Genomic DNA, 7,610 nt, shown 5'->3' on the forward strand with positions numbered 1-7,610 from the left:
AACTTTTGCGCTCACTTTACTTCAACACAGTAAAAGATGTCAAATGGGTTCTATATCTCCCGCCGCCGCCTGCAAAAACTATATCTTTTTGAGTATTTTGTGCTGGAAAGAGAATATAGTTACCAAGTTGATTGTCTGTTGCTCCTTCTCCTAAAGGTTTATCAGCTTCCCAAAGTAAAAGCTCCAATTCTAGATCCACTGGAAATTTTATTGTGTCACCAGGTTTTATTGTCTGACCATTTGTAGAGAAGTTCTCATATTCCTTATCAACGGGCCAAAATTTTGTATGCTCATTAACAGGCAGACTAGGTACTTCATCCTTGCTCTTCCAGGTTAGATAGATTTCATCATTTCCTCCACCTGGTGTAAGCTGCTCGGCAGTTATTTCTTGAACTGTAAAATGTGCATTAGCCATGTTGTTAAGACCTCTTCACTCTATTTTCATCTGATTTTAATAGCCTAAATCAAGCTATTAACTTGATATACCAGGTAATTAGTCTCTTGGTCTTATATCTACAGGTAGATAAAACTAGTGTTATTATTGATAATCGGTATAATTTTTTATATTTGATTGTTTTACTATATTATTGTGGACTTATAAGTGTAGAGAAGTTGTATTCTCGCAACCTTTACTTATCAGAACGAGGCTTCTCGTTAGTTAGATTCTCATAAGTAACAACTCTTGTGAGACGGGTTAGAACCGCTAAAAACACAGGTTTTCTATTCCCTTTGTGCAAAAATTTTGGTGTGACACTTTTAGGCTGAAACTCTTACACACACTACCTTTCAGACAGCAGAAAATTGGTAAAAACACCCTTCAAAACGGGATAATCCACTTTTTTTAATGTCGCAGCAGAAAAGGCTTAGAGGACTTGTAACCCTTGCCCTGTAACGATTCTGCTGCTATCAAGGGGTAAAATACGCACAAGGCTAGAACCCTTGATTTTACGTTTGTCGCAGCAGAAAAGCTTTGACAATGAAGAGATTAGAAAAGCTGCTACGCACTTTGAGAGTTTTGACGCTGACAGTATTGCTCAAAGGGTTGTTGAGGAACAAGAGTTAAACACTTCAGTTTTAAGCCATAGACAATCCTCTAACTTGACTCTCTCTGACAAACAGTCAATGGTCAAAATAGAAGCGGCACAGATGGGTATTGAGTTGTCTGAGGCTGAAGTTTTTCAAGTTGTGGAGTCCAATCAAAATGAGTTTTCTGACTCTGTAGAATTTTTAATTTCTATTCGTGAGTTAATTCGTGAGTTTTTATTTAGTAGGAATCAAGAGAGAAAGATTCAGCGTGAAAGTCTGACGGGTTCTATTGCAGAGGTGATTGATGCAGCTAATCAAGAGGACGCTAGAAACGCTCTTGAGGCTAATCAATATTTGAAGAATATTGTTGACCAATGCAAAAGACAATCAGCCACCTATAACAATCCCTATTCCAGTCGTCTCGAAAGTATACGCGAAGGTTTACCAGCCAGACAAGCGAAAGTTTCGAGTTGACATTCTCAAAGTTTTGAATTTGGAAGGTATTTTGACTGCGGAAAATTCTTTTACGACTAAGGTAACTTTTTGGCTTTTCATCACTTTCACAATCTTAGGACTTACGAATCATGCAGTCGGATACCTCCAAAATTCAAATCAAAACCACCGCAGTGGATATCAAAGCGTCCAACCTATCAGAAGAATCAATTCAAGCCGTTCTTGATTTTGTAACCGTCAATCAAAAAATTCAAATGAAAAGTCAATCAAGAGGAAACCTAGAAGCCTTAGCTGTAGATTTGTTTCTATCCCTTGTTTTAGGAGTGGGAACTTACTTACTAGCCTCAGTCACTCACCACAACCAACCCTTACAAGAGTCTCAAACCTATGTTAAGTAACCTTTTCCCTAACTTTTTTGGGGCTAACGATAGCGGTAAATCAATGCTCTCAACCGGAGGCAACGCAGGACAAATTAATGGAGCAGACCGAGAAAGATTAGCTAACGCTTCGCAATTGTCAGACACGCCTACGACCCAATCAGTCTTCAGATTGGCTGAGAACACTGGCATCATCGAAGCGTCCACACTTCTTTTACAGGAAGAATCTAAGCTCAAACTTCAGCAACAAGATACCGCGCTAGCTAATTTACAAGTCAGAGTCACTCACGCTGAACAGAGCATGAGAAAAGCTAAACAGTACAAAGAAACTATTGCCAAGCACGGAAAGAATATCCTCAACCATGAGATTGAATCTCAAGTAATCCAACACAATTTAGACGGGTATCAATCAGCTATGCAATTGGCTGAATCTAAAATATTGCTGTAATTATGAATACTTCAAAAATGATTCATTGGGGTTGTATCGGTTGCCAGGGGTTTCAACTTTTGGGATTCTTGACCGAACGAACCCCTTCTCTACAAACGACCACCATTCCGATATTGGCGATTACTTTATTGTTAATCGCTATCTCTGCCTACATGGACTTCAGTAAGTACAAAAACAATCAACTTGATCCTAATCCTTTTTATTTATTAGCTCCGCACGTCTCCGCAGTTGTGGCAGTGATGGGGTTTACGTTTTTGGGAGGTTACATTGGTAGTCACTAAAGAAGATTTAATCATTGCCAAAAGGTCACTTAACTTCAAAAAATCTTTAAAGTATGGTTTACTGACAACTTTCGCGGCTTGTTCTCTTTCACCGTTACTTCTCAAAAATTACACAGACTTAAACACTAAAGAACTTTTACTCTGGTCAGGTTTTGTCAGTGGGTTGCTTTCATCAATTCCTATCAGTTGGGAGCGAGAAAACAAGTTATTAGGAACATTTAAGAATGTAGAAGATGGAGCGCTTAAAGCTCAAATACAAGGTGACATTGCTGTAGCCGACCTTGAGATACAAGCACTGAATCATCAGAAAGTTGTTGACCTTGCCGAACGGTTGCCCTTTAATTTAAGCTAATCGGCATTTAAGCTGCAATATAACTGACATTACCTTTGTTTTTGATTTTCCGATGCCACTTAATGACTAACTCGCCTTGATTCAACAGCTTATCTAGTAGTGATTTTAATTCATCTACTGATTTAAATAAGCGATGAGCAATATATTCTTTACATGAGTGCCAGACTAACTCAATAATATTGTAATCAGGGCTATAATCAGGTAAGAACTCTAAAACAAAATTTGGGAATTCTTCAGATATTTTAGCTATAATATCTTTGCGTTTATGAAAACTAGCATTATCTAAAATTAAAATGTTCTTCGGTCCATATTTTGCAAAATCTTCAAAACGGTTTCCTTTACTTACCCATTCTTGCCTGATTAATTCATTTAATTGTTGTAATTGCTCATAAAAAATATCTGCGTTTCCTTTTTTAACGAAAAAGCACACTCGTTTTCGATCTAATTCCCTGATTGCTCCCATCACATTAACCCGACCACACCGCCGTTGCCCTGGAACATTTTTACGTTTTCCTTTTTTACCCCAATTCTTCCGGCGGATCACACGCAAACTAAAACCACTTTCGTCCCAAAACCATACCTGTAAACGCTCTGGCTGTTCTCGTGCTATTGATAAATATTGAATAAGTTTTTCTTTGAACTTTGCTCTATCTATGGGATTTTGTTTATCTTCTAGCCCATACTTAGACCAAATGTAACTATACTTTTTTCGTTTTAATATCCTCCTTACCTGAGAACTACTTAAATCAATACCTGTTTTCTCAGTTAAATATGTAGCTAATCTTTCTGCTGTCCATTTCCCAAATTCATAACCTAAATCTGATGGTTCATGGTCAACTGTTTTTAATAATAGTTCAATATATTCAGGAGTAGCTTTTCGATAATGCCCGTACTCTCTTTTATTGTGCAGGGTTTCTAAATTGTCTGGATCTCCATGCATACACCAATATGCCACTGTTCTTGGCGAACAGCCTAAAAATTTAGCAATTTCGTGTTGCGGCTTCTCATCATTTTGCAGAAGAATAATTAAAATTCTTTCCCTGACGTGTGGTTGGTCGCTCTCTTTTAAAGCTTGCTGTAGCTTGCCGACTTGTTCCGGCGTTAAAAACTCTTTGGCTGGTGGTGGCATAGTTGCTTTTACACTATTTCATCTTCTTATTATGCAACTTTAGTGCCGATTAGCTTACCTACCCGACTAGAGGAAACCTTAGAACCAATACCCGGTCTACTCGCTATCTCTCTAAATGAGATTCAATTTGATAGGTACAACTTTAATCCTAATGAAGGAGCCGCGATTATTAATTACCTTCAAAAATCTCATTTAGGTATTTATTTGTCGCAATTAGAAATTGTTTATTCTGAGGTAGAAAGTTTTCGCACTGGTGTTACAGATTCCCAACCGATTGCATCGATTAACGCTCTCCAAAAATTGCATTCCATGCTCATGCAGTTGACCGGAATACCAAGCGTAGTTGACCTTAATGTTGCTATGGAGACGTTAACTAAACTTGGGTATGAGGTGAAAAAGAAAGATGTTTAGAGTGGCTCTTTCACCAAAACATGAAAGTCAGTTACGCGGCGTAAATGAAAATAAAAACTGTTTAACCATCCCCGAACACTGGGAAGATTTCGCACGGTTATGCGATATTAACAGTGAAGGGCTAATTCAAAAGTTTAATCCCTATCCCTACCAGCTTGAGATTGAAAAACTGTCACGAAATCATTCGATTGTTGCAATAAAGGGCAGACAGTTAGGGATAACTGAGACGTTTTGTAGTATAATGCTCCATCGAGCTTGTTTAAATCCTGGATACAATGCGTTAATCTTCAGTAAGACACAAATCGATAGCTCCCTTTTGGCATTGAGATGCAAACGAGCTTGTGAAAGCGTAGGCATCAAATTAGAAACAGATAATCTCAGAGATTTAATAATCCGTAGTGGCGGTAGACTTCGATTCTTAAACTCAAAACCAGAGAGTTCTAGAAGCGCTGAGAGCGTGACAGACATACTTTATGATGAATGTGCCTTTGTTGACGAATTACAAGCCATAAGGGACGCGGCAACGCCTACCCAGTCTATGTTAGGTAATAAGGCTCATGAGTACATTGTTAGTACCCCAAACGGTGTTTCTGGTTTATATTATGAACTTGCCAGTACTGGGAACCCTGAAGAATTGACAGAAATTTGTCAGCGAGTTGTCGAAGACAAATTAGGTTTTTATCATTTCATTGACAATCAAGGTTTTGCTAAAATCTTTTGTCACTATCAAGCGCACCCAATCTATTCAAAAAATCCAAACTTTTTACAAGCTTTGCACACGAAAAAACTAATACCTTGGGAGACAATCAATAGGGAACACAATTTAAGTTTTACAGAAGCGGAGGAGCAGTATTTTTCATCAATAAGCTTAGAAGCTAGTTGGCTCGATAACATTGAAGAAGAAAGGCAACAAGACGGATATGTCTATGTGTGTGGACTTGACACACAAGACGGTGGGGGCGACTTCTGTAGTCTTCAAATATGGAAAATAACAAAGAATAGGCATTTTCACAAGGTTGCTGGATATCGGGCTAACAGAGGTACTTTTGATGGTCATTTAGAACGTATTTTGCTCTTGCTTGACAAGTTCCCTAATTCCCTTCTAGGGGTTGAAAAGAACTCATCAGGGAACATATACCATCAACAAATAAAAAATCGTCGGTCAAACCTGACTACTGAGTTAATAAATCTTAATGGTGAAAATAAAGGAGCTATGGTAAGTCGCATTAAAGCCATGATTGAAAGTGGCAAACTTCACTGGATAAAGAACGACCCACTCCAAAAAGATTTAGAAACCTTTCGCAAAGTCGGGTTGCAGTACCGAGCGGCGATCGGGAAAACAGATGATGATATGAGTGATTTGTCAGAAAAACAATCAGCGAATTAAAAGAACTCAAGGAACGCCGCATTTTAGAAGCTGAAATCAGGGCACTTGAAAAAGGTGAAGCTCCCACAGAAGAACCCAGAAAGAAACGCGGTCGGTCGCTCCGGGAAATCCAAACAGAACTTACAGCACAAGCCAAAAAGAAGAAAAGATGAACGTAACTTTGGGGTTAGGTTTAGGGTTAGGTCTGAAATTAATGAGGGCTAAAAAATAAGCATTTATGATGTAAAAGCAATAATTCTCAAGACTTTAAAGCAATTTATTAATAGGCAAAAAATGACCATCGTGTATATAGATGATGGTCATTTTCATTTTATTTAAGCGATTTTTTCCAGCAATGCTTTAATTTTTTCAAACTTATATTTTTTTCAAATAACTTACTATTAAATGCTCTTTCCATTTCTTTTTCTATGTAAGTATACTCGTTTTCAGATTCCGATTTCTCTTGAGAGTCTAAAGCCTTTTGAAGGTAGCTTAAATGTTCAGGTAGTTCTTTTACTATTTTGCCTGCAATTTTATCTGAAATTTTGTTAGCCTCTTCTTTTACTAGATTTTTTAATTTGGTTGTTTCAGTATCTATTTCCGACCGAGTTAGATGTTCAACTTCCAAATCCTTCTCTAGAATTTCTTCCTCAGTGCCTTGTTCATCTAACCTAACAATGTATGCATGTCGCAAAGTAAATAAAGTATTATCTTTAGGCTTAATCACCTCACCACTTCTACCTTGAAATTTTTCAATTACACGATCACCTGGCTGATAATTCTTGCTCATGACTTTGGTAAAACGCTTAAGTTTAATTACTAAAGAAACTACATTGTCATCCTGAGTAATTCCGAAAACAGAGTTAAAATAATCTGTAAGGCACATTCATAAAAGAAATCGCCCGTTTTTTAGCTGATTGACAAAAGGCGCTTTATTCTAATCTCTCACGGATGCACCTTTCCTACTTTTCCTACTTTTCCTACTTTTCCTACTTTGTACTGATATTGAAAATACAAGGTACTGAATTTCTAAGTATGATTTAGGAATCAATTTTCTCTACTCCTAAATCAAAAGCCAGCAAGTTGAACCAAGGAAGTCACTTGCTGGCCAGTTATAAAATTAGGATAGGCACTTTAACACTTACAGGAGCAGTGCCAGGTATTAGATCACCCCGAACTGGTAGTTGTGGTAGAGAAGTTTGTCCGAGCTAAGAGAGCGGTGTGCATTTGATGGGCACTCTAAGGTATAATAGGGGAACTATCCATGATGAGCATCTGAAATCCCTCTCTGCTGCTCTATCTGCTGCTCTCTAATCCATTTGCTGTGCTGGGACAGTAGCGCTTCGGTCTTCACGAGCCTCTCCTCTAATTGACTGTTTTTCTCCTCTAATTTGGAAATCCGATCCTCCAAAGTAGTGAAATGCGCGGCAGTATCTATCGCACCCTGCGCTTGGGAAATAAATGACATATTTTTTTCTCTTTTTGATGTGTTTGATTGAATGCGTAATTAATATATCAAGCTAAAAACAGAATAATCAAGGGTTCATACAAAACATCCTACTTTTCCCACTTTACCCACCTACCGTAAGCTACAGGACACGCTAAAAGAGGCAGAATTGCCAGACGACTTCGATTAACGCCCCATTTTCCCACCCACCCTAATCCCCAATTCCTAGTCCATAACCTAAAAAGACCACAGTAAACGACCCTTAAACCCGTTTCTGTGGTCTTTGTGCTAGATAGCCCATTTCTACCACTAAAACCCTG

The 7,610-nt window shown here is 38.1% G+C and carries 12 protein-coding genes; 7 read left to right on the forward strand and 5 right to left on the reverse strand.

Going from position 1 to position 7,610, the window contains the following annotated elements; translation table 11 throughout:
• Nucleotides 1-16: 16 nt before the first annotated feature.
• Entirely contained in the window at nucleotides 17-415 is a 399-nt protein-coding gene (locus tag HWQ44_RS16995) for a hypothetical protein (RefSeq protein WP_292720702.1), read from the reverse strand.
• 524 nt (nucleotides 416-939) lie between these two features.
• On the opposite strand from HWQ44_RS16995, the gene HWQ44_RS17000 reads away from it, so the two are divergent.
• The 5 genes from HWQ44_RS17000 (at nucleotide 940) to HWQ44_RS17020 (ending at nucleotide 2,937) form a co-directional block, all read left to right on the forward strand.
• Nucleotides 940-1,500, forward strand: coding sequence for a hypothetical protein (locus HWQ44_RS17000; RefSeq protein WP_292720705.1), 561 nt, complete (start codon nucleotides 940-942; stop codon nucleotides 1,498-1,500).
• Between the two features lie 110 nt (nucleotides 1,501-1,610).
• Nucleotides 1,611-1,877 (forward strand): hypothetical protein, encoded by a 267-nt coding sequence (locus HWQ44_RS17005; RefSeq protein WP_292720708.1) that lies wholly within the window; start codon nucleotides 1,611-1,613, stop codon nucleotides 1,875-1,877.
• The gene (locus HWQ44_RS17010) at nucleotides 1,867-2,304 is read left to right on the forward strand and encodes a hypothetical protein (protein ID WP_292720711.1); all 438 of its coding nucleotides are present in this window, start codon (nucleotides 1,867-1,869) and stop codon (nucleotides 2,302-2,304) included. Before HWQ44_RS17005 ends, HWQ44_RS17010 begins: the two co-directional genes overlap by 11 nt.
• A 17-nt stretch (nucleotides 2,305-2,321) precedes the next feature.
• Nucleotides 2,322-2,585, forward strand: a complete 264-nt coding sequence (locus tag HWQ44_RS17015) for a hypothetical protein (RefSeq protein ID WP_292720714.1) — start codon at nucleotides 2,322-2,324, stop codon at nucleotides 2,583-2,585.
• The gene (locus tag HWQ44_RS17020) at nucleotides 2,572-2,937 is read left to right on the forward strand and encodes a hypothetical protein (RefSeq protein WP_292720716.1); all 366 of its coding nucleotides are present in this window, start codon (nucleotides 2,572-2,574) and stop codon (nucleotides 2,935-2,937) included. The genes HWQ44_RS17015 and HWQ44_RS17020 overlap by 14 nt, the downstream gene beginning before the upstream one ends.
• A gap of 7 nt (nucleotides 2,938-2,944) precedes the next feature.
• Here the strand turns inward: HWQ44_RS17020 and HWQ44_RS17025 are convergent, their stop codons facing one another.
• Entirely contained in the window at nucleotides 2,945-4,066 is a 1,122-nt protein-coding gene (locus HWQ44_RS17025) for an IS630 family transposase (RefSeq protein WP_292720719.1), read from the reverse strand.
• Nucleotides 4,067-4,108: 42 nt separating this feature from the next.
• Here HWQ44_RS17025 and HWQ44_RS17030 point away from each other — a divergent pair, with 42 nt between their 5' ends.
• Both HWQ44_RS17030 and HWQ44_RS17035 read left to right on the forward strand, forming a co-directional pair.
• Nucleotides 4,109-4,477, forward strand: a complete 369-nt coding sequence (locus tag HWQ44_RS17030) for a hypothetical protein (protein ID WP_292720721.1) — start codon at nucleotides 4,109-4,111, stop codon at nucleotides 4,475-4,477.
• Between the two features lies 1 nt (nucleotide 4,478).
• Nucleotides 4,479-5,864, forward strand: a complete 1,386-nt coding sequence (locus tag HWQ44_RS17035) for a terminase family protein (protein WP_292720723.1) — start codon at nucleotides 4,479-4,481, stop codon at nucleotides 5,862-5,864.
• A 310-nt stretch (nucleotides 5,865-6,174) separates the two neighbouring features.
• On the opposite strand, the gene HWQ44_RS17040 is transcribed toward HWQ44_RS17035, so the two are convergent.
• The 3 genes from HWQ44_RS17040 to HWQ44_RS17050 form a co-directional block, all read right to left on the reverse strand.
• A complete protein-coding gene (locus tag HWQ44_RS17040; RefSeq protein ID WP_292720726.1) occupies nucleotides 6,175-6,729 on the reverse strand; it encodes a hypothetical protein in 555 nt (184 codons plus the stop codon).
• Between the two features lie 372 nt (nucleotides 6,730-7,101).
• Entirely contained in the window at nucleotides 7,102-7,311 is a 210-nt protein-coding gene (locus HWQ44_RS17045; RefSeq protein ID WP_292720727.1) for a hypothetical protein, read from the reverse strand.
• 89 nt (nucleotides 7,312-7,400) lie between these two features.
• A partial coding sequence (locus HWQ44_RS17050; protein ID WP_292720730.1) for a hypothetical protein occupies nucleotides 7,401-7,610 on the reverse strand: 210 nt, incomplete at its 5' end.

Source organism: Nostoc sp. JL34 (assembly GCF_017114945.1).
Classification (GTDB): Bacteria; Cyanobacteriota; Cyanobacteriia; order Cyanobacteriales; family Nostocaceae; genus Nostoc.

Excerpts from the sequence above, each read along its gene's own strand:
- HWQ44_RS17040 (WP_292720726.1), bottom strand. The coding sequence starts at position 6,729 with ATGTGCCTTACAGATTATTTTAACTCTGTTTTCGGAATTACTCAGGAT.
- HWQ44_RS16995 (WP_292720702.1), bottom strand. The coding sequence starts at position 415 with ATGGCTAATGCACATTTTACAGTTCAAGAAATAACTGCCGAGCAGCTT.
- HWQ44_RS17010 (WP_292720711.1), top strand. The coding sequence starts at position 1,867 with ATGTTAAGTAACCTTTTCCCTAACTTTTTTGGGGCTAACGATAGCGGT.
- HWQ44_RS17005 (WP_292720708.1), top strand. The coding sequence starts at position 1,611 with ATGCAGTCGGATACCTCCAAAATTCAAATCAAAACCACCGCAGTGGAT.
- HWQ44_RS17045 (WP_292720727.1), bottom strand. The coding sequence starts at position 7,311 with ATGTCATTTATTTCCCAAGCGCAGGGTGCGATAGATACTGCCGCGCAT.
- HWQ44_RS17025 (WP_292720719.1), bottom strand. The coding sequence starts at position 4,066 with ATGCCACCACCAGCCAAAGAGTTTTTAACGCCGGAACAAGTCGGCAAG.
- HWQ44_RS17015 (WP_292720714.1), top strand. The coding sequence starts at position 2,322 with ATGATTCATTGGGGTTGTATCGGTTGCCAGGGGTTTCAACTTTTGGGA.